Annotated in this window: 22 protein-coding genes; 11 read left to right on the top strand and 11 right to left on the bottom strand. The window is 62.2% G+C overall.

What is annotated here, in order from left to right; all coding sequences use genetic code 11:
* Positions 1-25: 25 nt before the first annotated feature.
* Together QU596_RS08115 and QU596_RS08110 are read right to left on the bottom strand one after the other, a co-directional pair.
* The gene (locus QU596_RS08115) at positions 26-2428 is read right to left on the bottom strand and encodes a PAS domain-containing protein (RefSeq protein WP_308514805.1); all 2403 of its coding nucleotides are present in this window, start codon (positions 2426-2428) and stop codon (positions 26-28) included.
* A gap of 78 nt (positions 2429-2506) precedes the next feature.
* Positions 2507-4303, bottom strand: coding sequence for a calcium-binding protein (locus QU596_RS08110; RefSeq protein ID WP_308514804.1), 1797 nt, complete (start codon positions 4301-4303; stop codon positions 2507-2509).
* Positions 4304-4514: 211 nt separating this feature from the next.
* On the opposite strand from QU596_RS08110, the gene QU596_RS08105 reads away from it, so the two are divergent.
* Positions 4515-5030: a PilZ domain-containing protein gene (locus tag QU596_RS08105; protein ID WP_308514803.1), complete on the top strand. Its 516-nt coding sequence runs from the start codon at positions 4515-4517 to the stop codon at positions 5028-5030.
* A 5-nt stretch (positions 5031-5035) separates the two neighbouring features.
* Here QU596_RS08105 and QU596_RS08100 read toward each other — a convergent pair whose 3' ends face one another.
* Entirely contained in the window at positions 5036-6412 is a 1377-nt protein-coding gene (locus tag QU596_RS08100; protein WP_308514802.1) for a L,D-transpeptidase family protein, read from the bottom strand.
* Positions 6413-6549: 137 nt separating this feature from the next.
* Between QU596_RS08100 and QU596_RS08095 the strand changes: the two genes are divergently transcribed.
* The 3 genes from QU596_RS08095 to QU596_RS08085 all read left to right on the top strand — a co-directional run bounded on the left by QU596_RS08095 (position 6550) and on the right by QU596_RS08085 (position 7573).
* Positions 6550-6876, top strand: coding sequence for a PilZ domain-containing protein (locus QU596_RS08095; RefSeq protein ID WP_308514801.1), 327 nt, complete (start codon positions 6550-6552; stop codon positions 6874-6876).
* A gap of 22 nt (positions 6877-6898) precedes the next feature.
* Positions 6899-7213 carry a PilZ domain-containing protein gene (locus tag QU596_RS08090; protein WP_308514800.1) on the top strand — a complete coding sequence of 105 codons (315 nt, stop codon included), beginning with the start codon at positions 6899-6901 and terminating at the stop codon, positions 7211-7213.
* Positions 7214-7330: 117 nt separating this feature from the next.
* Complete coding sequence (locus QU596_RS08085) at positions 7331-7573, top strand: hypothetical protein (RefSeq protein WP_308514798.1); 243 nt, start codon at positions 7331-7333, stop codon at positions 7571-7573.
* Positions 7574-7588: 15 nt separating this feature from the next.
* Here QU596_RS08085 and QU596_RS08080 read toward each other — a convergent pair whose 3' ends face one another.
* The gene (locus QU596_RS08080; protein WP_308514796.1) at positions 7589-8473 is read right to left on the bottom strand and encodes a peptidylprolyl isomerase; all 885 of its coding nucleotides are present in this window, start codon (positions 8471-8473) and stop codon (positions 7589-7591) included.
* A 59-nt stretch (positions 8474-8532) separates the two neighbouring features.
* On the opposite strand from QU596_RS08080, the gene purT reads away from it, so the two are divergent.
* The gene (purT, locus tag QU596_RS08075) at positions 8533-9705 is read left to right on the top strand and encodes a formate-dependent phosphoribosylglycinamide formyltransferase (protein ID WP_308514795.1); all 1173 of its coding nucleotides are present in this window, start codon (positions 8533-8535) and stop codon (positions 9703-9705) included.
* Between the two features lie 12 nt (positions 9706-9717).
* Positions 9718-10119 (top strand): hypothetical protein, encoded by a 402-nt coding sequence (locus QU596_RS08070; RefSeq protein ID WP_308514794.1) that lies wholly within the window; start codon positions 9718-9720, stop codon positions 10117-10119.
* Positions 10120-10121: 2 nt separating this feature from the next.
* Here the strand turns inward: QU596_RS08070 and QU596_RS08065 are convergent, their stop codons facing one another.
* The 6 genes from QU596_RS08065 to QU596_RS08040 form a co-directional block, all read right to left on the bottom strand.
* Positions 10122-10409, bottom strand: coding sequence for a hypothetical protein (locus QU596_RS08065; RefSeq protein ID WP_308514793.1), 288 nt, complete (start codon positions 10407-10409; stop codon positions 10122-10124).
* 6 nt (positions 10410-10415) lie between these two features.
* Positions 10416-12182, bottom strand: a complete 1767-nt coding sequence (locus QU596_RS08060; RefSeq protein WP_308514792.1) for an ATP-binding cassette domain-containing protein — start codon at positions 12180-12182, stop codon at positions 10416-10418.
* 42 nt (positions 12183-12224) lie between these two features.
* Positions 12225-12350 carry a type B 50S ribosomal protein L36 gene (gene ykgO / locus QU596_RS08055; RefSeq protein WP_118857849.1) on the bottom strand — a complete coding sequence of 42 codons (126 nt, stop codon included), beginning with the start codon at positions 12348-12350 and terminating at the stop codon, positions 12225-12227.
* 119 nt (positions 12351-12469) lie between these two features.
* On the bottom strand, positions 12470-12901 hold the full coding sequence (locus QU596_RS08050) for a retropepsin-like aspartic protease family protein (RefSeq protein WP_308514788.1): 432 nt from the start codon (positions 12899-12901) through the stop codon (positions 12470-12472).
* Between the two features lie 147 nt (positions 12902-13048).
* The gene (galE, locus tag QU596_RS08045; RefSeq protein WP_308514787.1) at positions 13049-14038 is read right to left on the bottom strand and encodes a UDP-glucose 4-epimerase GalE; all 990 of its coding nucleotides are present in this window, start codon (positions 14036-14038) and stop codon (positions 13049-13051) included.
* A gap of 45 nt (positions 14039-14083) precedes the next feature.
* On the bottom strand, positions 14084-15424 hold the full coding sequence (locus QU596_RS08040; RefSeq protein ID WP_308514785.1) for a DUF4118 domain-containing protein: 1341 nt from the start codon (positions 15422-15424) through the stop codon (positions 14084-14086).
* A gap of 125 nt (positions 15425-15549) precedes the next feature.
* Between QU596_RS08040 and QU596_RS08035 the strand changes: the two genes are divergently transcribed.
* The 3 genes from QU596_RS08035 to gpmA all read left to right on the top strand — a co-directional run bounded on the left by QU596_RS08035 (position 15550) and on the right by gpmA (position 19407).
* Positions 15550-17466 carry a potassium transporter Kup gene (locus QU596_RS08035; RefSeq protein ID WP_308514783.1) on the top strand — a complete coding sequence of 639 codons (1917 nt, stop codon included), beginning with the start codon at positions 15550-15552 and terminating at the stop codon, positions 17464-17466.
* Positions 17467-17548: 82 nt separating this feature from the next.
* Positions 17549-18721, top strand: coding sequence for a M14 family metallopeptidase (locus QU596_RS08030; protein WP_308514782.1), 1173 nt, complete (start codon positions 17549-17551; stop codon positions 18719-18721).
* Positions 18721-19407, top strand: a complete 687-nt coding sequence (gene gpmA, locus QU596_RS08025; RefSeq protein WP_308514780.1) for a 2,3-diphosphoglycerate-dependent phosphoglycerate mutase — start codon at positions 18721-18723, stop codon at positions 19405-19407. Before QU596_RS08030 ends, gpmA begins: the two co-directional genes overlap by 1 nt.
* Here the strand turns inward: gpmA and QU596_RS08020 are convergent.
* Positions 19404-19982 carry a GGDEF domain-containing protein gene (locus QU596_RS08020; RefSeq protein ID WP_308514778.1) on the bottom strand — a complete coding sequence of 193 codons (579 nt, stop codon included), beginning with the start codon at positions 19980-19982 and terminating at the stop codon, positions 19404-19406. The genes gpmA and QU596_RS08020 overlap by 4 nt on opposite strands.
* Positions 19983-20177: 195 nt before the next feature.
* Between QU596_RS08020 and purE the strand changes: the two genes are divergently transcribed.
* Positions 20178-20660, top strand: coding sequence for a 5-(carboxyamino)imidazole ribonucleotide mutase (purE, locus tag QU596_RS08015; RefSeq protein ID WP_308514777.1), 483 nt, complete (start codon positions 20178-20180; stop codon positions 20658-20660).
* Positions 20657-21715, top strand: a complete 1059-nt coding sequence (locus QU596_RS08010; protein ID WP_308514775.1) for a 5-(carboxyamino)imidazole ribonucleotide synthase — start codon at positions 20657-20659, stop codon at positions 21713-21715. Before purE ends, QU596_RS08010 begins: the two co-directional genes overlap by 4 nt.
* Positions 21716-21717: the final 2 nt, after the last annotated feature.

The raw sequence follows: 21717 nt of genomic DNA, 5'->3' as shown, positions 1-21717 counted from the left end.
CCAGGCAGTCGCGGTTTCCCGGAAATTAATGGACCTTCGCACTGACCGATAGCGCGCCGCGAACTGCCTTTTGTAGGGCCGCTGCGCGAAATGGCTTTGCGAGCAACGGCGCGTCCGGCGCTGTGCTCCTAACCGCCTCGGTCTCGCTGTATCCGGAAACGAAGAGGATTGCCTGATCAGGCCATCGCTCGCGAATAGCCTTGGCGACTTCGGCTCCCGACATGCCCGGCATGATGAAATCGAGCACGACGAGGTCAGCCCGTTGTGCCTCGAGAAGCTTTAACCCTTGCGCCCCGTCGCTGGCTTCACGGACCGCAAATCCCTGGTCATCCAAGCTGTCGACGATGAAGCCTCGCACATCCGGATCATCGTCGATGACGAGGATCGAACTGGCCTCGCCGGCGGCTGCCAGTCCGGTTGCGTCTTCTCCAACGTCGCTGATTCCAGTCTCCGTCATCTCCGCCTTGCGGAACAACAGAGTGACGGTGGTCCCCTTGCCTGGCGCGCTCTCCAGCCGCGCAGTTCCGCCTGACTGACGTGCCATTCCGTAGACCATGGACAAGCCGAGCCCAGTCCCTTTGCCCACTTCCTTCGTTGTGAAGAAGGGCTCGAACGCGCGCTCCAGGACTTCCTGCGGCATGCCTTCGCCAGTGTCACTGATGCTCAGTTCGATATATTCGCCCGCCTCCAGCTCTGAACCAATCGGTACAGTCACCTTGCGACTTGCAAAGGTCAAAGTTCCGCCATTGGGCATGGCGTCGCGCGCGTTGATGGCGAGGTTAAGAACCGCGACTTCCAGCTGGGTGGGATCTGCCATTACAGGCATGACGGCTTGATCGAGGTCGAATTGCTTAGTGATGCCAGGACCCAGAACATTCCGGAGCAGCGGCCGCATGTTTTCGATCACCGGCGCGACGTGCGTCGGTCGGACCTCAAGTCGTTGAAGCCGGCTAAAAGCCAGCAGTTGGCCGGTCAGACGCGCGCCGCGCTCTGCCGCGGCGAGGGCATTCTCAGCGTAGCGTTTCGTCTTTGAGTCCTCGGCGCGCTTGGCGATGATATCCAGCCCTCCCACGACGACGGTGAGAAGATTGTTGAAATCATGCGCAATACCGCCGGTGAGCTGCCCCAGCGCTTCCATTTTCTGGCTTTGCCGAAGTTGCTCCTGGGCAACCTTCAAGTCCGTGATGTCCCGGGCTTCAAAAAGTAGGTAGATAATCTTTCCGGCATCGTCGCGGACCGGTTGAACCGAAACGTCGAGATGAGCGGTAGGAGTCGGCCCGCTGTCCATCTGGACCTCGGTGGTAAAGACCTTCCCCCTGGCCGCAGCGGAGACGGCCTTCTTGAGCAATGGGATATGTTGCGGGAACGCCCGCATCGTCGGCGAATCCCAAAGCTTTTGTCCAATCGCGTCAGCAGGGTGCCGATGGCGCCAGGCTTCGCGCCGATTGTTGATGGCGAGAACCGTGCCGTCAGGCTTCAGCAGCACGAGCACTTCAAGTGCAGCCTCGAAAATGGCGCGGAACTGCGCTTCCGACGCTGCCAATTGGGCTGTCCGTTCGTCCACCTGACGACGGAGTTCGAGCTCCGCTTCTTTCGCTAAAGTGATATCGCTGCCGACGCCGATGAAGCCGACCAACTCCCCATCCGGTCCGAACCGGGGCTGGGAAACCGAACGCAACCAGCGATATTCCCCGTCATGCCGCTTGTATCGGCCTTCCAGCGTGAAAGGTTTGAGCGACGCCTCGCCGGCAATGCTTTCAGCGACGATCCGATCGACGTCGTCAGGATGGATACGGCCTCGCCAGTCGAGCTTCCGGGCCTTCTCAAGGCTGCAGCCCGGCCCACAGGCAAACTCGGCGTAAGCTTCGTTGACGAAGTCTCGCACCCGGTCGAGCCGGGTCACCCACATCAGAGCGGGGGCTGAATTCGCGATGCGACGAAATCGCTCTTCGCTCTCCCGAAGCGCCCGCTCCGCGGTTCGCTGCTCGGTGACGTCCTGCTGGAGAATGAGGAAACCTTGAACCGTGCCATCGTGGCCCGTCCACGGGATAAAATTGCTCTGCAGGGCGACGCTGCCGCGCGTCGGATGGTCGAAGTCGCTCGCGAAGAACAGCCGCTGACCCCCGAGCACCCTCTCATAATTTGGAAGCCTTTGGTGGAAACGATCCTCGCCAATGATGTCCAGAATGCGAGCGCCGAGAAGTTTCCTGCGGGGAATCTCGAACCATTCCGCAAGCGGCTGATTGACGAAGCCGAGACGGAGGTCGCGATCGACGTAGGCAATCATCACCGGCAACAAATCAGCGATTGCCAGCACCGCCGAGAAGTCGACTTTGCCGCCGTCCAAGCTGCCGCTGAGGAGTAGTTCAGCTATCGGGCCTGGCGTCCCCGCGGGAGCCTTTGGCTGTCCTTCTGCTCCGTCTGCCATATCAATGGGAAAATAATGGCTTTGCAGCGCCTGTCGATGCGAAGTTAGCCGCGATTACAAATAATACGCTACGCTTCCTCAGATCGTCGCAAATAGATCGCCGAAGTCGGCCGTCACTCCAAGCTTAGAGGACCATTCGCCAAGTCCGCTTCCGTCGGTCGTTTCGGCCGCGGGGGGCGCCCACGGTGGCGCTAGCGCCAGCTCTGCGGTGGCCGCCGAGGCTTTTGACCCGGCGCTGAGATCGTTCAGTGTCACCGTTGTCCCGGCAATGATGATGGCCGGCGACGAGAAAAAGACCTGAATACCTCCCTCGAGCGCCTTGCTGAAAGATAGATTAGCGCCAGCAAGACCTGGCAGCGTGATCGCCCCTCCGTCGTAAGTCAGCACTCCGCCCGAAAGGCTGAACGCGAAAGTTGCAAGGTTAGCATCGCTAAAAATCAGGCGATCGCCACGGCTGAAATCCGTGATGGTGTCGCCGTTGTGATCCGCAGCCGTGTCGAGGAACGTGTCATAGCCCGCGCCGCCCGTGAGAATGTCGGCCCCGCCACCGCCCTGCAGGATGTCGGCCCCGAAGCCCCCACTGAAATGGTCGATTCCGCGTCCGCCGAGCAGGCGGTCGTTGCCGGCGTTTCCATAGACGGTGCCGCCAACCGCGCCATCGCGACCGTCGTATAGATCGTCGCCGATGTAGAAGCGCACGTCGTTCTCGATGGTCCCTTGATTGACGATCCTGGTCGACAGCCCGGGATCGCCCTGAGCCTTATTGAGGCCGTCGTCCCAGGTGCCGTCTTCCGGAAAGCCGTAGCGATCGATGATCACTCCCGACCCAAGGGTCACGCCGCCATTGAACCCGCCGCCAACGCGGGCGTCAGGCAATATACTGTCATTGAGGATCAGCGTGTCGTTCTGCCCAACGTTGATGGCCGTCAACCCGGATGCATGCGAAACACGAGCAATCGCCGGGTCTGTGAGTGCCCAGGGATTGACGTTCAACTCTTCGAACCCGGTTGCCAGGTGGAGGTCGTAGCTTCGATCTCCGCCGGATGCCCAGCTCAGCATAATCATGTCGTTGCCCGCGCCGCCCGTGACGGCAGAGATCAGTGTTGGCGCGCCACTTTGCAGGTGGCTAGTCAACCAGAGCCCGTCGTTGCCGCCGCCGAGGGAAATGCCATTGGTGACCGTCGCATCGATGAATAACTCGACGGTGTTGTTGGCATCATTGCCGATAACGCTGCGTACGGCCGAGCGATTCAACGTGAACCAGGGTCCATTCAAATTGACGTCCGCGGCTGGATTGTTCCCATTCAGGAAATTCACGAAGCTCCAGTTGCCCGACATGGGCTGGACGGTGATTGACTGGAAGCCGGAGAAACCTTCAAAGTTTCCGCCGGTGACGAAAACCAGCTGCTCGAAGCCCGCGCTTGCGTCGTACCAATATTGGCCGCCCGAGCCTGCAAAAACGAGCCGATCGACCCCGTCGCCACCCGAGGCGCTGATAAACATAGGGTCCGTCGTTTCCACGCGGTACGTGTCGTTGCCGCTGCCGAGCAGGATAGAGCCAACAGATCGCGATTGACTGACGAAGATATCGTCACCGGCGCCTAGTGACACAATTCCGGCAATGATGCCCCCATTGACGACAGTGTCCGCGCCGTCGGAGCCGACGATGAGTGGGTCGGTCGTGGCGTTGCTGGTGAAGCCGATCCACCCGCCAAGAACGTTGGTGAGCGTGCTGCCGCCGACCATGAAGGTCAAGCCGCCGTAGATCCTTCCCGAGTCGGTATTTGTCAGCCGAACGCCGGAGGCCGCGATGGTCACGCCATCATCGATGATCCCGCTGTTGAAGAAACTGCCGTTGGGTTGATCGAATATCATCGGCACGTCGAGAACTCCCCCTCACGCAACCACTTCGCGTGCCAGGCAACCAGGCTATCAGCGTCGGAAAGGAAGGCAATCGGGACGATCGGGACAACAGTCGGTTGCGCCCACTCTGGGACAGATCAGTAAGCCCCAATTGGGTGACGGCGGCGGTAACCACTCGGCAACGACTGAAGCGTAGCCTGTCGAATCTAGGACGGGGGTATCCATGTCGGTGTTGGTTTATGAACGGGCGTCGGAGTCCTTCGCGGCGAGCCTCGCCAAGCGTGGCCACCACATCGTCTATCGTGCCAATGAGTCGAACCATTGCCCGGGTTGCGGCCGGTCTCAATGGTATATTGGCCGGGTCAGCGCCGAGTGCGGCTTTTGCGGAACGGCTGTACCTTTGGCGGAAGCGTCCGTCCTGGAAGCGCCGCGCGCAGCGCCCGCGGCGCGACGCCCAGTGTCATCGGCTGATCAGCGACGACACCCGCGTATGTCGGCCAAAGGGCGTAAGCTCCAGCTACTGATCGACGGGTCCCCGACGAACTTCGCCTTGCAGAACATTTCCGAGGGCGGCGCGATGGGTGCTGCTCCCGATTTATCGCCTGGCGCAAAGGTTCATGTCCGCTTCGAAGGCGGCATCCTGGTTCCCGCGGTCGTCAAGTGGAGCGAGGACGGCCACGTCGGACTTGCCTTTACCGCGCCGGTCATGCTCGACCGCACATCGCAAGCCGCGAACTGAGTACTTTAGCGGTTCGCCACCTGCGCCGGCTTTGGCTTGGCGGCAACGTCGGATTTCGGTGCCGCTAGGCTCGCGCCACCATCGCGCATCTTGAGAGCGGCGAGCGCCTTGGCATCGCGGCCGTAAAGATCCTTGTAGTCGACGATGCGCCCGTCATTCAGGCCCGCCGAACTGAAATAGACGATGTAGACAGGCACCGGCTTCACGAAGTTCGCCTGAACCGACTTCTTGCTGTCGAGCGCGGCCTGGATTTTATCAGGCGTCCACTGGCCATTGTCGTCACCAAGCAATTCAGTCGCGAGGTCGACAATGTGCTGCGTTCGGATGCAGCCGTGGCTTAGGGCCCTCGCGCTGTCATTGAATCGACTGCGCGCATTGGTGTCGTGAAGGTAGATCGCCTTGGAATTCGGCATCACGAACTTGAGCTGGCCAAGCGCATTGGTCGGTCCCGGCGGCTGCTGCCAATAAAGTACGCGCTTCCCGTCGGGAGTCTTGATCGGGACGAAGCCCTTCTTCCCGGCCGCTTCCTTCTCGATGCTCTTCGGCACATTCCATGCCGGGTTGAGCATTACGCCCACCGCAGTCGCGTTAAGTTGGGGCGTCGGGGTCGACAACTTGCCGGCGATGGCGCGCTGCTTCCAGCGATTGACGCCATTTTCGACAAGCGTTGCGTAGAAGCCCGGTACGTTGACGATGATGTACTTGTTGCCGAGGTCTCGCGGCAGCCACCGCCAGCGGTCGAGGTTCAGACGGATGCGATCACGCTTGGCGATGTCCTCCGCCGAAGTGGCGGCGAGAGCATTTTTTAACGCTGCATATTGGGGATGGGAGGGTAGCAACGACGAAAGTGCTGCTGACACATTATGCTGGGCAAGCGCCGCGCGCAGCAGGGTATCCTGCTTTTCGGCGTTCAGGTCGTTGTCCACCACGAACCAGTCGACGCGGGCCGGCTTGCGGATGTGGCCGAGTGCGAGGTCGTTCGAGAGCATGTTGAAGCGCTGCGTCGCAGCCGTTGAGATGAGGACCGGATTACCGCTCTGGATTGCCGATTGCAGGCCAGCAGGGTCGTAGTCGGCAGGATTGAGGCCGTCCGCCCCGGAGCGATTGATAGCGGCAAGCAGATCGAGAGCGTTCGGCACGTCCCACATCGCAGGCGGCAGCGGAGGCGGCGCAACTTGCGCCTGCACCTGAGAATTGTCGGCCTTGAAGTCGGGATTTCCGGGCACCGGCGCGTCGGGCGCGATGGTCTTGCCCGAACCCTTGGTTTGGGGGCTTGCGGGCGGTGCAGCGCCCAACGGCTGGATCCGCGCCAGTGCTGGAGCACTCACGAAGGCGCCGGAAGCCATGAAACCGACTACTAGTGCCGAGACCAACTTGTTCATTTTAAACGATAACCCCGCTGCGTTCCTCATCCATATCGCGCTTCGATTCGCCACGCCAGACACGCCAGCGACACAGCGACTCAAAATCGCGCCGGACGGCCCTCTCGCAAACCAATCCTTAAGCGGCGCTGGCTAAGATGCGGGCCGCGAAGTGGGAGTTCAACGTGGCGTCCGGTTTCTTTCTCGATGGATCGATGATTCCGCGCTCGGAAAAGCGCAACATCGACGAACGGTCGGAAGTCCGTCATCCATCGGCATCGAGCACCGGCGTCCTCGAGTTCCGTGGGCGCAAGCACGTTGTCCGGCTCATCAACGTTTCTGCGTCAGGTGCCATGGTCATCTTTCCGAACACACCGAACATCGGGGAGCGGCTGCTTCTGCAGGTCCTGGACCGGGGCGTTCTATGGGCCCAGGTGCGCTGGGTGAAGGACGGCCGGATCGGCCTGTCCTTCGCGGCTGACTGAGCTAGCATCGGCCATGAACTTCATGTCGATACGGGCTCGGATCGCCGAGGACCGCGAAGATGATCGCCGGGTATCGGAGCGTACGGCGGTCAGGCTCGATGCGACTATGCGCGAATTGGGATCGACGGGCACCGAGGCCCGGGTCCTAAACATCTCCGATCGCGGATTCATGGCTGTCACCGGCTCGCGCTTCGAAGTCGGCGCCAGGGTCTGGCTCATGATCCCTGGACGCACCCGGGCCAACGCCGTCGTGAAATGGACGGCCGGCGACAAGATCGGCGCAGAATTCGCGGAACTGCAGACGGTAGCGGAACTTACTCGCTTGTCCAACGGCTGATCTGCAGTGGCAATCGTTCTGCCGTAAAGCTCTCTCTCGCCGGCAATCTAACCTGCATCATCGCGTGCAACCGGGACCATGGTCGCTCGTTGGGACGGACCGAAAGGAAGGTCTGCCATGCCGAATTTACCCGGCGAATCCTGGAAACCTGCCGAGCGGGGTTATCACGCCGTCTACCGCGAGCATGAAGTTAATCATTGCCCGGGCTGCGGCCGCACCCACTGGATTATTGGGCGAATGTCCGCGGAGTGCGCGTTTTGCACCACCGCGTTGCCACTAGCCGAGGCAAGCATGCGCTCGCACAACGGTCCGGTCGTCATCCAGCACAAGAACCGCGACCTGCACGCTTGGGCGGCTTAGCGCCCCCGGCGCTGGTCACGCTTTCTTCCTGATCGGCACGCCCACATTGCAGAGGTCAACGCCACCAGCCGGCGCGGTGTAGAAGTCATCGTGCCTGTTGGCGCGAATCTTCAAATATTGCGCGAAGGTCGGGCTGTTGGTGTCCATCACCTCGTACGACGGACGGGAGTTTGCAGGGATTTCGCTAGCCAGCCTGATGCTCGAGATGGGCACGTATTGCGCCTTGTCCTTATAAAAGCCCAGCGCTTCAGTCCCGCGCGGCAGAGTGCTGAACCGCTCGATGCCCTCGACGACGCGGCCGACGATGGCGATGACGCGGTCGAGCTGGCGCGGGCCATGGCCGATGATTGCGTAGAGCTCTCCGCCCGTGCCCGTGTCAGGCGCCAGATCGCGGCCAACGCCCACGGTGCCATAGCAATGGGTGAGGTCAGCCCAACCCGCCTTGGCGCTGTAGGCCACCGGCCACCCATCGGCGAAACCCGCACCCGGCGCATAAGGGTCGGTTGAGCCCAGCGGCTTGATCTTCAATCCCTTAAGCGGCCGCGTATATTCGGCCGGCGGCTTGGCGACGACTCCAGCCGGCCAAGGCTTGTCACTCTCGTTCAAACCCCATTGCGCAACGTAATTGTCCTGCACGCGATAGATTGTGGCGTCATTCCAATAGCCGCCGCGCGCCAGCAACTTAATGTTATTGACGTGGACCGGGGCGAAAGCCGGCGCCAGCTGGATGACGATCCGACCGCCGTTCGTGAGGTCCAGCACCAAGAGATCGTCGGCGGGAATCGTTTTCCAGGCACTCGGGGGCGCCGCGGCGACGATGTCATTGGGTGTCGGCAACTTCTTTGGCGGCGCAGCGCCAATCAGTATGGCGGCGGTGGCAGCGAGCAAAATCGAGCGCATGAATTTCTCCCCTTGCGCATGCTCTAGCGGAGCATGGTCACCGCCGCTATCCGCGCCGCATGTATGTCGCCACCTTGATGCTGCTGGGCTCGGGCGAGCTCGGGCGCGAATTCGCGATTGCCGCAAAACGGCTGGGCTGCCGTGTGATCGCCTGCGACCGATATGAGAACGCCCCCGCGATGCAGGTGGCCGATGCCAGCGAGGTCTTCTCCATGCTCGATGGCGCCGCGCTGCGAGCCGCCGTCGAGACCCACAAGCCGGATGTCATCATCCCTGAAATCGAGGCGATCGACACGGCGACGTTGGCGATGCTGGAGCAGGAGGGTTGGCACGTCGCCCCGTCGGCGAAGGCCGTGCAGCTGACCATGAACCGCGATGGGATCCGCGATTTCGCGGCGAGCCAGCTCGGTCTCGTCACGTCGCATTATCGCTTTGCGGAAACGCGTGACGAAGCGATTGCGGCGTCTGCGGAGGTCGGCCTGCCGTGCGTCGTCAAGCCGGTGATGTCGAGTTCCGGCAAGGGACAGAGTGTCGCGAAGAAGTCCGACGAGGTCGGCGGCGCCTGGGATTACGCCGTCGCGAACATGCGCGGGGACCGTCCGCGCGTCATCGTTGAGGAGTTCATCAAGTTCGACAGCGAGATAACCCTGCTGACGGTGGCGACCAAGGACGGGGTTCTCTTCTGCGCACCCGTGGGCCACCGGCAGGAAGCGGGCGACTATCGCGAGAGCTGGCAGCCGGCGCAAATTCCGCTCGAAGCGCTGCAATCAGCCCGCTTCCAGGCGCGCAAGGTGGTCGAGGCGCTCGGCGGCTACGGAATCTTCGGCGTCGAATTTTTCGTCCGGGGCGACCAGGCGATTTTCTCCGAACTTTCCCCGCGGCCGCACGACACCGGGATGGTGACTCTGATTTCGCAATTCCCAAACCAGTTCGAGCTGCACCTGCGGGCGGTACTGGAACTGCCGATCACCTCCATCGAGAATTTTGGACCGTCAGCGTCGGCTGTCATCTTGGCGGACAAAGAGCGGGATAATTTCGCTTTCGATGGCCTCGCCGAAGCACTTTCCCTTGGTGCTCCCGGCAACCCCGTCGATCTTCGAATTTTCGCCAAGCCGAAAACGCTCGAGAATCGTCGCATGGGCATCGCGCTGGCGCGTAGTATTACGACCGAGGACGCGGTTGCCCGCGCCAAGGCTGCAGCCGCGCGCGTCCACATACGTTATGAGGATTGAAGGAGAATGCTGATGCGCCGTTCAATCGCTTTGCCGCTGCTCGCCGTTGTCGCGCTTGCCGGCTGCAACGAGCAGCCGCAGCAAAAACAGGCGCCCATCAAGGTAACTGGTCCGGAGCAGCAGGCGCTGCACAAGCTGGACGCCATCAATCTGGCGATCGCGCTGAAGCGGGCGATCTACAGCGCCGGCTATACCTGCAAGACCATTACCGACGCGGGCTTCGTCGCCGCTTATCAAAACCTCGATATGTGGACCGCGCACTGCAAGTACGACCGCTCGGCGGAGCGCGATTGGGCGATCTTTGCTGGTCCGGACGGCAGCGCTCAGGTCCGGGATTGCAAGGACGTCGCTGCAGGTGGATTGCCAGCTTGCAAGATCACGAAACGCCCTGCTGGCGATTTCAACAAACTGTAGCCTTACCCGGGATTCCCGGGGTTGCACTGGCGCGTTTCCTTATACTCGCCGGACGCCGAACGCTCCTTGATCGTCACGCAATTCCCTTGACGAGTCTCCTCCCGCCAACTTCCATCCGCGTTGGTTTGGCGATTGTTCTTCGGCACGCGCTTCCCATCGCGAATCTCGTAGTTCCAGCTTTGGGGCGTTTGCCGACCCTGCTGCTGCGCCGACGCCGCAGTCGCGAGCCCCGTCGCAGCGGCCAAGGCCACCGTCCCAAGCACTAGCAACATCTTCCCGTCGAATCGCATTTTCGATCACTCCTTGGCGCTACCCTTAGCGGTAGCGACGTTAATGCGGGCTGAAGTCGTTTCGTTCGCGAAAGCAGGATCGTCCAGCCTCAAATGATGTTGGATCGCAAGACGTGAATCGCAATGGGCGAGCGTCGATTCCCGATGCGCGACAACCAGCGCTGCGGGACGAGGGTCGAGCGCGCGCAAGCGCTCGATAATCGCAGACTCACTCTCCGCGTCCAGCGCGGCGGTCGCTTCATCCAGAATGAGTAGTCTCGGCTTGCGCAGCAAAGCGCGCGCAATGACGAGACGCTGGCGCTCGCCGCCTGACAGCTGACTGCCCCGATCCCCTACGCTTTGATTCAGACCGGTAGAAAAGGCTCGGACACGCTCGGCCAAACCGACATTTTCCAGCGCGCGCCATAAATCTGCGTCATCGGACCCGGGCGGTGGCATTAGGTTCCCCCGAATGCTGTCGTTGAACAGCGCACCGTCCTGCCCGGTGTACGCTATACCTGCCTGCCATTCGGTAAGGACGGCAGGGAGCGGCTTGCCGTCGACGCTTATCGATCCGGAACTTGGCTCGAGCAGACCGGCAACGAGATCGACGAATGTGGTCTTGCCAGCGCCAGACGGTCCAACGAGCGCGAGCCATTCTCCCCGCGCAAGGAAACATGAAATCGGAGCGAGCCCGCGGCCGCTCGCATGATGATAGCCGACATCTTCAAGTTCGAGGCGGGCCCACTCGCCGGCTGCCTCTTGAACCGGCGCCGGTGGATCGCGCTCAAGTGCGCCAAGGCGGCGCTCGATCGCTGCGAACGATGGGGCGTGGGCCGTCGCCTGCAGGATGCTTTGCTGCAGCAGTTGCGCCGGGGCGTTCATCCGCGCGAACAGCACGAGGCTCGCGATCAGCACGGGGAACGGCAAGGCGAGAACTTGCACCCCCACGAGCAGGAGCACAGCCGCCACCACGGCCGCGCCAAACCCAATCGCTTGCCGAGAAAGCGAATAGTCGCGTGCGAACTGGCCATATTGATGCGCGGCGCGGAAGAGCGAGGTGCGGTATTCGCGCAAAAAAGACCCAACAGCCCCCTGGGCCAGAGCGGACTTAAGCCCGGCATGAAGGCGAAAGCCTGAAACCGCGCTGTCTTCCATACTGTCGCTTATCGCGAACCCGCGACGCACGCCCCGGATCGCGAAGCGCGCTGACAGGAGCCCCCCTGCCAGCATGAAGCCGAATGCAACCAGTGCCAGCATGGGCGACAGAAATATGGCGAGTGCAAACTGCGCAAGCAGCATCGCGCCTGACAGGGCGATCGTCTGAAGATAGGCGCTAGCTTGGGCGGCCCGCGGAACGTCGGTAAGCAGCAGTGCCTGCATGCCCTCTTGGCCGACCCGGCTTGCAAAGGGCCAGCCACGGGCCGCAAGCGTCGCGGCCGCTCTCAGCCGAAGATCGGCCTCATACTCCGCCTGCAACCGCGCGAGCAGCAGGTCGCGAGCAAACAATATGATGGCGCGCAGTGCCATTGCCGCAACGAAGAGGGCGAGGGCGGCCGCAAACCACTGGCCTGCACCGCCGCCATTACGAAACCCGAAGGAGGCGAGGATCATTGAACCGTCAGCGCCACGATCGATTGCAACGCTCGCGAGCGGCACGACCATTAGCAGGCCGAATGCTTCCGCGCCCGCTCCAACAACCATCAGGCCGAGCGCGAGCCACAGCCGGGGGCCGGCGAAACTTCGATAATCGTGGAAAAGCGCGGCGATGCCGCTGCTCGTCATCCGGCTCATGCGAACCGGATAGCAGCTTTCGCGCCGATGCTTAGAGCGGGCTTAGCCCTGGCGCGCTTTGAAGCGACGGTTCGTCTTGTTGATGACGTAGGTGCGGCCGCGACGACGGATGACACGGCAATCCCGGTGGCGCGCCTTGAGCGACTTCAAGCTGTTGCGAATCTTCATGGCCGGGCGCCTGCCTCGTTCTTTCAATTTCGAGTTGTTCGGATTGGTCCGAGAACCGGCGGCTCACCTAGAGAGCGGGCCTGCCCAAGTCAAGGCACTCCCTCCGGATTGGAGTCTCCCTAGCGCAACACCATGCGATCGCCTTCGACCGTCATGGTCTTGAACTTAGACAGAAAGCTCTGGCCGAGCAGGGATTGCTGACCGCCGTTGAGCACCACCGCGTCCATGTTCTCGGCGCTGAGCGGTCCAAGTTCGACGCGGTCCAACCGGACATACTCGCCGCGCACTGCGCCATCCGCGCCCTCGCCGACCACGTCGCTCATGCCGATGGAGGGCGCCAGCCCCGCAATCCGCGCATCGTCACGCGCCAAGGCGATGCCCGAAGCACCCGTGTCGACCATCATGCGAACCAAGTTCCCGTTGATGCGGACATCAGCATAGAAATGCCCGTCTGGCTGGCGATCAAGTTCGACGCTGCCGTCGAGGCGGTTCACACTTTCCTCGGCGGAGCCGCTGCTCGGGCCAGAGGTAGCGTCCGCCGCTTCGGTCATAATAACGCCGTCGCGACGTGAAGCGGTAGGCGCAGTCGTCTTTCCCACCATGACCGCGAAGATGGCGGCGATCGCAAGAACGGTAACGTACAGTCGCAGCATCGACCGAGGCTACGGCCGTCGCAGTAAAGAAAGCTTGAAACGTAATCAGCCGCTGAGCTTGCGCTCCCAAGTGAGCGCGTCTCCGACAATGCGATCGATATCATTGTATTTTGGCTGCCAATCCAGGGTTTGTAGGAGCCGCTCGTTGCCCGCGATCAACTGCGGCGGGTCGCCCGCCCGGCGGGGTTCCATCTGCCGCTCTACCGGCGTTCCATTCGCGCGATCGACGGCATCCAGCACCTCAAGCACGGAAAGGCCGCGTCCGTAGCCGCAGTTCATCGCCAGATTTTGCTCCGGATTGGCGATCAGCCATTCAAGCGCGGCAACGTGCGCCGCAGCCAGGTCGCTGACGTGGATGTAATCACGGATGCAGGTGCCGTCGGGCGTCGGATAATCGGTACCGTAGACGGCGACATGCTCGCGCTTGCCCACCGCCGCCTCGACCGCGACCTTGATGAGGTGGGTCGAGCCTTTGCCCTTCTGCCCGCTGCGTCCTTCCGGATCGGCGCCCGCCACGTTGAAGTAGCGCAAAGCACCGAAATTGAACGGGTAAGCCGCCGAAGCATCTTCAAGCATCCGCTCGGTCATCAGCTTCGACGCGCCGTACGGGTTGATCGGCAGCTTGGGCGCGTCCTCGACCACGGGCACCACTTCGGGTGCGCCGTAAACCGCTGCAGTCGACGAGAAGAGGATATGCTTGATGCCGCCCTCGACCGCCGCTTCCATCAGCGCGTGCGAGGCAACCGTGTTGTTCGCATAGTAATCGAGCGGTTTTTCGACCGATTCCGGGACTACGATCGAGCCCGCGAAATGCATGATGGCGCCGATGCCTAAGTCGTCGATGATGCTGTCGACCAGCACGCGCTCGGCAATCGATCCATGAAAGAATTTGACACCCTCCGGCACGACCGAGCGGTCTCCATTGGACAGGTCGTCGATGACCGCCACGCGCCAGCCGGCATCTTTCAAGGCGAGAACGGCGTGACTGCCGATGTATCCGGCACCGCCGGTGACGAGGACTGCAGGTTTGCTCATGCCTCGAGCCGCTAGCGAACACACGGGGTTCCCGCCAGCCTCGTTCTAGTCGCTGAGCCGGTAACCGACCGCCGGCTCGTTGACGATCAGCGTCGGCTGGGATGGCTCGCGCTCCAGCTTCTGCCGGAGCGAGCGGATCGCGACGCGCAGATATTCAATCTGCCGTTCCTGCGCCGGACCCCAGACCGCGCGCAGCAAATGCTGGTGCGTCAGTACGCGTCCGCGATGCTTGGCCAGTTCGCCGAGTACCGCGAATTCCTTCGGCGTAAGATGTACCGGCTCGCCTGCCTTGACGACGGTTCGCTGCAACAGGTCGATGGTCACGTCGCCCGCTTCGATCGGGCGCTCGTTCGGTTCAGGCCCCATGTCCATCAGGTTTGTGAGGTAACGGTCAAGCCGTCCCGTCTCCGTGGCGATCTCGGAGATCAGTTGCTTGTCACCCTCACCCGCGCGGCGCAATTGCCGGGCAGCTTCGCCGATTGTGTTGAGGCGCGGCGTAATATCCTGCGCGATCGACGAGAGCAGGGACGCGCGCACCCGATCGCGTTCACGCACCGCGGCGAAGCCTCTCGCTTCGACCTCTAGCCGCGCTCGTTCCAAAGCGAGCGCCATCTGGTCCAGCAAGCTGGTCAGCAATGGCAATTGTTCTTCCGCGATAGGCGGCATTCCGTCGTCGCGGGCGATGCCGAACGCGGCCACCATACCGCTGCCGGACCGCACCGGATGGAACAGCCATTCGGCCGGCTGCAGCCGGGTCGAGCCGCGACCCGCTGGCTGGCCCTCCTCGATGGCGAGAGCGGCGGCGGCGATATCGCTGGGCGTTGGCTCATTGCCGGCGGGATCCGCGGCGATCACCGCCGGCTCGGGCAGTCCGGCCATGAGCATGGTGTTACAATGAAACAGCCGGCGCACCTCGGCACAGGCCGTGGCCGCGATCTCGCTTTCGCCGCGACAGGAAAGCAACCGTCCGGCAAAGCCGGCGATGGTGGCGTTGCGTTCCGCATGTGCTGCTGCCAGCCGGGCGTGGCTGCGCACGCCGGCCGCAAGGCGACTGGTCACCACCGCCACGAGGAACAGGATGACGACAGTGAAAACATCGGTCATCCGGTTGATGCGAAAGGTGTGAACCGGCTCCGTAAAAAAGAAGTTGTAGGCGAGGGCTGAAGCGATCCCGGCGGTCAATGCCGGACCCAGGCCCCACAGCACTGCGGCAGCAAGAACGGCGGGCAGGTAAAGCATGTCCACTGGCGACGTGCCCCAGCGCGGCGCAACGACCATGCCGAGCAGCGTGGCTGCTGCAACCATGGCGAGGGCGCCCGCATAATGCTCGGCGCTTTGCAGTGCGGAAACTGCCTGGCGGTCGTTCGGTGGTGCCGTGGCGATCATTGCCAATTAAGTGCGCTCGCACGGATGTTTCGTCGAGACCGAACCGGTCCACTTTATGGCATTTCAGGGCACGGAAATCCCAATCCACATGGAATCTTTATGGTGTGCGGCCGCACTTGTTAGCCATGGCCACCCTAGCATCTACCGCCGCGCTGCCCGCCGCTGGATCCAATTCCTTCCATGCGCCCAGCGAGCGCCTGCCCAAATTGATGCTGGGCGCGATCGGCGTGGTCTATGGCGACATTGGCACGTCCCCGCTTTACGCGGTGCAGGCGACGCTGGACCGGCGGTATCACCTCGCGCTGGACGTGACGGACCTTTACGGGATTGTCAGCCTGATTTTCTGGTCGTTCATTTCCGTCGTGACGATTAAATATGTGCTGATCGTCATGCGATGCGACAATCGCGGTGAAGGCGGCAGCCTGGCCCTCTATGCGCTGATCCAGCGCCAGCTTGGCGCGCTTGCACCACAACGGTGGCTGCTCATCGGCGCATTGTTCGCCACGGCCTTGTTCTACGCGGATGCGATGCTCACCCCTGCAATCTCGGTCATCTCGGCCGTCGAGGGGCTCGGTGTCGTCAGCGCCGCGTTCCAGCCCTACATCGTCTGGATCGCGCTCGCGATTCTAATCAGCCTATTCGCGATCCAGCGTCACGGCACCGACCGCGTAGGCAAGATGTTCGGGCCGATCATGCTCGTCTATTTCCTGAGTATCGCGGTAATGGGCGTCAGCCACATCATCGGCCATCCCCAAGTCCTGCAGGCGCTGAACCCGGTTTATATATGGGGCTTCTTCATCGCCCACCCGCTCTACTCGTTTCTCTCGCTCGGCGCGATCGTTTACGCCTTCACCGGCACGGAGGCCCTGTATGCCGACATGGGCCATTTCGGCCGGCGCCCGATCACGATGGCATGGCTCTACGTCGTCTTCCCTGCCTTGATCCTCAATTACATGGGACAGGCGGCGATGCTGATCCAGCATCCGGAATTCGTGGATAATCCGTTTTTTCACATGGTCCCGCCGTCGCTGACCATCCCGCTGCTGGTCATCGCAACCCTCGCCACCATTATTGCCAGCCAGGCCGTCATCTCCGGCGCATTCTCCGTGACCCACCAGGCGATCCAGCTAGGCTTCATGCCCCGGCTGCGCACGCTGCACACGTCGTCGAAAGCGCGTGGCCAGATTTATCTTCCGGCCGTCAATTGGGCGCTGGCGATCATGGTCGCGCTGCTGGTGGTCACCTTCCAGCACTCGGCATCGATGCTTCCGGCTTATGGCCTCGCCGTCGTCGGAACGATGCTGATCACGACGCTTATGCAATATGTCGTGATATTCCGAATTTGGAAGCGGCCGCTGTGGCAGGGACTGATTGGGTTCACCGTCTTCGTCACGCTGGACCTGGTCTTCCTCTCTTCGGGCCTGATGAAGCTGTTTGAAGGTGCGTGGTTCCCCATCATCGTCGGCCTGATCATTTTCACGCTCCTGACGACGTGGGCAAAGGGGCGGTCGCTGATGCGGGATCGCCTGCAAGAAGCCTCCCTGCCGATTGCAATATTCGTGAAATCGACCAGCGCCTCGGTCCATCGGGTCAAGGGCACATCGGTATTCCTGTCGACTTCGGCAGACAGCGTGCCGGCCGCGCTGCTCCATAACCTGAAGCACAACCAGGTGCTTCACGAGCGGGTCTTGATCCTCAATGTTCAAGTCGAGGAAGTGCCGACGGTGACACCAAGCGATCGAGTCAAATGGCACGATGCGGGGCACGGATTTTATCAGGTCGTGCTTCACTACGGTTTCATGGAAGAAGTCGACATTCCGCGCGACCTGGCCGCCATCCGAACTTGCGGCGCACCGTTCAACATGATGAGCACCAGTTTCTTCCTCGGCCGTCAGAAGCTAATCGCGACAAAACGGGGAGGAATGGCATTATGGCGCGAGCGCCTGTTCGCCTGGATGCTGAAGAGCAGCGAGAGCGCGATGGAGTTCTTCAAGCTGCCGACCAACCGCGTCGTTGAGCTGGGCAGCCAGCTGCAGATGTGAGGGCGGGGAGAGGTCGGGGTTTGCTCAAACGGTTGGCGGGCACTATCAGCCCGCGCAAATCCCACCGCATCTGAAGGTTCGCATGCCTCTAACCATTTCCAGCGCGTTCGACGCCGGCAACATTCGCGTCGTGAAGCAGCAGGGCGACACGTTCGACCTTGAGATCGTCGCCGATCACATGTCGGATTTCTACCAGTGGTTCTATTTCCGGGTCGCCGGCAAGGCTGGCGACGATGCAACGCTCCGGATCACCAATTGCGCCGGCTCGGCCTATCCCAATGGCTGGCCCGACTACAAAGGCGTGATGAGCTTCGATCGTGAAGAGTGGTTCCGCATCGACGACACCAGCTATGCCGACGGCGTGCTGACGATGAGCTTCACCATGCCCACCGACGTCGTCTGGGTCGCTTATTTCGCACCCTATTCGATGGAGCGTCACCACGACCTGGTCACGCAAACTGCCGCAATCGACGGCGTTGAGTATCGCTCGCTCGGCAAGTCGCTCGACGGCCAGGACCTTGATTGCCTGACGATCGGCGAAGGTCCGCTGAGCGTCTGGCTTTACGCCCGCCAGCACCCGGGCGAGTCGATGGCCGAATGGTGGATGGAAGGGGCGCTCGAGCGGCTGACGGACGAGGACGATCCAGTCGCCCGTGTTCTGCGCAAGGAGTGCACGTTCAACATCGTGCCGAACATGAATCCGGACGGATCGCGCCGCGGGCACCTGCGCACCAACGCGGTCGGCGTGAACCTTAATCGAGAATGGCACGCGCCGTCCGCGGAGAAGAGCCCGGAAGTGCTGTACGTTCGTAATGCGATGGACGAGACTGGGGTCGACTTCGCGATGGACGTCCACGGTGACGAAGCCATCCCTGCCAATTTCCTCGCCGGGTTCGAAGGCATCCCGTCAATCACCGAAGGGCAGCAGAAGCTTTTCGGTCTGTTCGGCGAGACGCTGGAGCGGCTGTCGCCCGACTTCCAGCGCAGCCAGGGCTATGAAGTCGCGAAGCCAGGCCAGGCGAATATGTCGATGTCCACGACCCAGCTCGCCGAGCGCTACGGCTGCGTGTCGATGACGCTCGAAATGCCGTTCAAGGACAACTTCGACCTGCCCGACGAAGTCTACGGCTGGTCGCCGCAGCGTTCCAAATATCTCGCATCGTCCTGCCTCGACGCGCTCCACGCCATTCTGCCTGAGCTGAAGCAGGCCAAGACCGCGCGCGGCACAGCGAAGCGCGAAAAGGCCGACGCCTGATGCCGACTCTCGTCCTGCTGCGGCACGGCCAGTCGCAGTGGAACCTCGAAAATCGCTTCACCGGCTGGTGGGACGTCGATCTGTCGCCGACCGGCGTCGAGGAAGCGCGGCTTGCCGGGTCGCAGCTGCGCGAAAAGGGCTTCGACTTCGACTCCTGTTTCACCAGTGTCCTCACCCGCGCCATCCGAACGCTGCACCTGGTGTTGCATGAGATGGACCGGTTGTGGCTCCCGGTGACCAAGGACTGGCGCCTCAACGAGCGCCACTATGGCGGGCTCACCGGGTTCAACAAGCAGGAGATGACCGACAAGGTCGGCGCCGAGCAGGTCAAGATCTGGCGCCGTTCGTTCGACATCCCGCCGCCGCCGCTCGAAGCACTCAGTCAGTATGATGTGAGCCAGGATCGCCGCTACGCCGGGATCGCCGTTCCGCAGACGGAGAGCCTAAAGGACACCATTGCGCGTGCCGTTCCCTATTACGAGGCTGAGATTGCGCCGGTCCTAAAAGCCGGGAAGCGCGTGCTGATCACCGCGCACGGCAACAGCCTGCGCGGCATCATGAAATATCTGGAAGGCATCAGCGACGACGACATCGTCGGGCTGGAGATTCCGACCGGCAAGCCGATCGTCTACGATCTTGCCGAGGATCTCTCGGTCATCCGGCGTTCTTATCTGTACGAAGCCTAAGCTGCCTGCTTGCGGGCGTACATTGCCTCGTCGGCGCGCTCCATGACTGCCTCCGCCGTATCGCAGGCGTCGATCATGCCGACGCCGACCGCGACGCTGAGCGGTAAGGCCTCGCCCTCGAACAGGAACTCGCACGCCGAAATCTGCTCGATCAGGCGCAGGGCCGTCTCCTGAGCTGCCGCCTCGTCAGAGCTTTCAAGCAGGATACCGAACTCGTCACCGCCGATCCGCGCGACCACGTCGCTGTGGCGCACGCCTTTCACCAGCAAGGATGCGACCTGGATCAGCGCCTCGTCGCCGGCGCGATGACCGAAGGTGTCGTTGATGATCTTCAGCCCGTCGAGATCGACGAACAGCATGGCCCCGCTGATGCTGTAGCGTTCGACCCGCGCGATCAGCCGCTCCAGCTCGCGCATGAAACCACGCCGATTCGGCAGGTCGATGAGCGAATCCCTGTGCGCCAGCTGATCCAGCTGCTCGACGCGCTCTTGAAGCCGCGCGACCTTAGCCCTCAACAGGCTGATCTCCTCGATCAGCCGATCCCGATCATCGACGTCGATGACGACGTCGGCCATTTGATCAGACATTGCCCCTGAGACTCGCTTCAGTGTCTGTTCCCTACCCATAGCGCGATTCCAGGGCGCTGAAAATGTGGGAACATTTACGCATGCGAATCAAACGCTGCCCACCCCGCGAAAGGTCCGATTGCAACGCCGGAATCGCGTCCCTAAGAGGGACGGCCTTCTCTTCACGCAACAGATGGCAGGACGATGACGCAGCCGGTGATCGGCATCATCATGGGCAGCAAGTCCGATTGGGAGACGATGCGCCATGCCGCCGACACGCTCGGCCAACTGGGTGTCCCGCACGAAACGCGAATTGTCTCCGCACATCGCACGCCGCAGCGGCTCTACGATTATGCGCAGGGCGCACAGGGACGCGGCCTGAAGCTGATCATCGCCGGCGCGGGCGGTGCCGCCCACCTGCCAGGCATGACGGCGTCGATGACCGCGCTCCCGGTCCTCGGCGTTCCGATCGAAAGCCAGGCGCTCAAAGGCATGGATAGTCTCCTGTCGATCGTGCAAATGCCCGCCGGCGTCCCGGTGGGCACTTTGGCGATTGGCCGTGCGGGCGCGGTCAATGCAGCCCTTCTGGCTGCAGCGATGCTCGCCACCAACGACGACAGCCTTGCTGGCCGACTCGCCGACTGGCGGGAAGCGCAGACCGGATCGGTGGCCGAATCTCCGGAATGATCGCGCCAGGCTCGACAATCGGGATCATCGGCGGCGGCCAGCTCGGCCGCATGCTGGCGATCGCTGCGGCCCAGCTCGGCTATCGCTGCCACATCTACGATCCGCAGGAAAATCCGCCTGCTGCAGATGTCGCTGCTGAGGCGACCCATGCCGCCTACGACGACGCTGATGCCATGTGTCGTTTCGCCGATGCCGTCGACGTGGCGACCTATGAGTTCGAGAATCTCCCCGCTGGCGCTCTCAGTGCCCTGGGGGACAAGCTCCGCCCGGGTACGCGCTCGCTGGCAGTCGCTCAGGATCGTGCGGCCGAGAAGGAATTTCTTGAGCAATGCCGGGCTCGGGTGTCGCCATGGCGCGCGGTCGAAACCCTCGCCGACGTTGAATCCGCCGTGGCCGAGCTTCGCGTTCCCTTGGTCCTGAAGACCCGCCGCTTCGGCTACGACGGTAAAGGTCAGGCATGGATACGCGGCGAGGACGAGGCGGCCGCTGCCTGGGACGCGATTGGCCAGCAACCCGCAGTGGCCGAGGCTGGCGTGGCCTTCAGCGCCGAGTTCTCAGTGATCCTCGCGCGTTGGGCGGACGGCCGCAATGCGCTGTGGGAATCGCCCGAAAATGCGCATCGTGACGGGATCCTTCGCCGGTCAACCGTGCCCTGCAGCCAGCAGGTGGCACTGCAAGTCCCTCGCGCCCGCGAAACGGCGATCGCTATCGCTAACGCCCTTGATCACGTTGGCGTCCTCACGGTCGAGTTCTTCGCGGCGGCCGGCGGCCCAATGGTCAACGAAATTGCGCCGCGCGTGCACAACAGCGGCCATTGGACGATCGAGGGGGCGGTAACTTCCCAGTTCGAACAGCACATTCGCGCAATTTGCGATCTACCGCCGGGCCTCACCGGCCTGATCCGCGGCAGCGCGACGATGGACAATCTGATTGGCGACGAAGTCGACCGGTGGCCGGAGCTACTCGCCGAACGCGGCGCGCATGTCCACCTCTACGGCAAAGGCGAAGCGCGGCCTGGCCGAAAGATGGGGCACGTCACGCGTGTGGTGCGGTAACG

Source organism: Sphingomonas flavescens (assembly GCF_030866745.1).
Lineage (GTDB): Bacteria > Pseudomonadota > Alphaproteobacteria > Sphingomonadales > Sphingomonadaceae > Sphingomicrobium > Sphingomicrobium flavescens.
This window is presented reverse-complemented; position numbering and strand designations above follow the sequence as displayed.

Bases quoted from the DNA above. Each gene is read 5' to 3' on its own strand.
- QU596_RS08115 (WP_308514805.1), bottom strand. From the start codon at position 2,428: ATGGCAGACGGAGCAGAAGGACAGCCAAAGGCTCCCGCGGGGACGCCA.
- QU596_RS08110 (WP_308514804.1), bottom strand. From the start codon at position 4,303: ATGATATTCGATCAACCCAACGGCAGTTTCTTCAACAGCGGGATCATC.
- QU596_RS08105 (WP_308514803.1), top strand. From the start codon at position 4,515: ATGTCGGTGTTGGTTTATGAACGGGCGTCGGAGTCCTTCGCGGCGAGC.
- QU596_RS08100 (WP_308514802.1), bottom strand. From the start codon at position 6,412: ATGAACAAGTTGGTCTCGGCACTAGTAGTCGGTTTCATGGCTTCCGGC.
- QU596_RS08095 (WP_308514801.1), top strand. From the start codon at position 6,550: ATGCGGGCCGCGAAGTGGGAGTTCAACGTGGCGTCCGGTTTCTTTCTC.
- QU596_RS08090 (WP_308514800.1), top strand. From the start codon at position 6,899: ATGTCGATACGGGCTCGGATCGCCGAGGACCGCGAAGATGATCGCCGG.
- QU596_RS08085 (WP_308514798.1), top strand. From the start codon at position 7,331: ATGCCGAATTTACCCGGCGAATCCTGGAAACCTGCCGAGCGGGGTTAT.
- QU596_RS08080 (WP_308514796.1), bottom strand. From the start codon at position 8,473: ATGCGCTCGATTTTGCTCGCTGCCACCGCCGCCATACTGATTGGCGCT.
- purT (WP_308514795.1), top strand. From the start codon at position 8,533: ATGTATGTCGCCACCTTGATGCTGCTGGGCTCGGGCGAGCTCGGGCGC.
- QU596_RS08070 (WP_308514794.1), top strand. From the start codon at position 9,718: ATGCGCCGTTCAATCGCTTTGCCGCTGCTCGCCGTTGTCGCGCTTGCC.
- QU596_RS08065 (WP_308514793.1), bottom strand. From the start codon at position 10,409: ATGCGATTCGACGGGAAGATGTTGCTAGTGCTTGGGACGGTGGCCTTG.
- QU596_RS08060 (WP_308514792.1), bottom strand. From the start codon at position 12,182: ATGAGCCGGATGACGAGCAGCGGCATCGCCGCGCTTTTCCACGATTAT.
- ykgO (WP_118857849.1), bottom strand. From the start codon at position 12,350: ATGAAGATTCGCAACAGCTTGAAGTCGCTCAAGGCGCGCCACCGGGAT.
- QU596_RS08050 (WP_308514788.1), bottom strand. From the start codon at position 12,901: ATGACCGAAGCGGCGGACGCTACCTCTGGCCCGAGCAGCGGCTCCGCC.
- galE (WP_308514787.1), bottom strand. From the start codon at position 14,038: ATGAGCAAACCTGCAGTCCTCGTCACCGGCGGTGCCGGATACATCGGC.
- QU596_RS08040 (WP_308514785.1), bottom strand. From the start codon at position 15,424: ATGATCGCCACGGCACCACCGAACGACCGCCAGGCAGTTTCCGCACTG.
- QU596_RS08035 (WP_308514783.1), top strand. From the start codon at position 15,550: ATGGCCACCCTAGCATCTACCGCCGCGCTGCCCGCCGCTGGATCCAAT.
- QU596_RS08030 (WP_308514782.1), top strand. From the start codon at position 17,549: ATGCCTCTAACCATTTCCAGCGCGTTCGACGCCGGCAACATTCGCGTC.
- gpmA (WP_308514780.1), top strand. From the start codon at position 18,721: ATGCCGACTCTCGTCCTGCTGCGGCACGGCCAGTCGCAGTGGAACCTC.
- QU596_RS08020 (WP_308514778.1), bottom strand. From the start codon at position 19,982: ATGGCCGACGTCGTCATCGACGTCGATGATCGGGATCGGCTGATCGAG.
- purE (WP_308514777.1), top strand. From the start codon at position 20,178: ATGACGCAGCCGGTGATCGGCATCATCATGGGCAGCAAGTCCGATTGG.
- QU596_RS08010 (WP_308514775.1), top strand. From the start codon at position 20,657: ATGATCGCGCCAGGCTCGACAATCGGGATCATCGGCGGCGGCCAGCTC.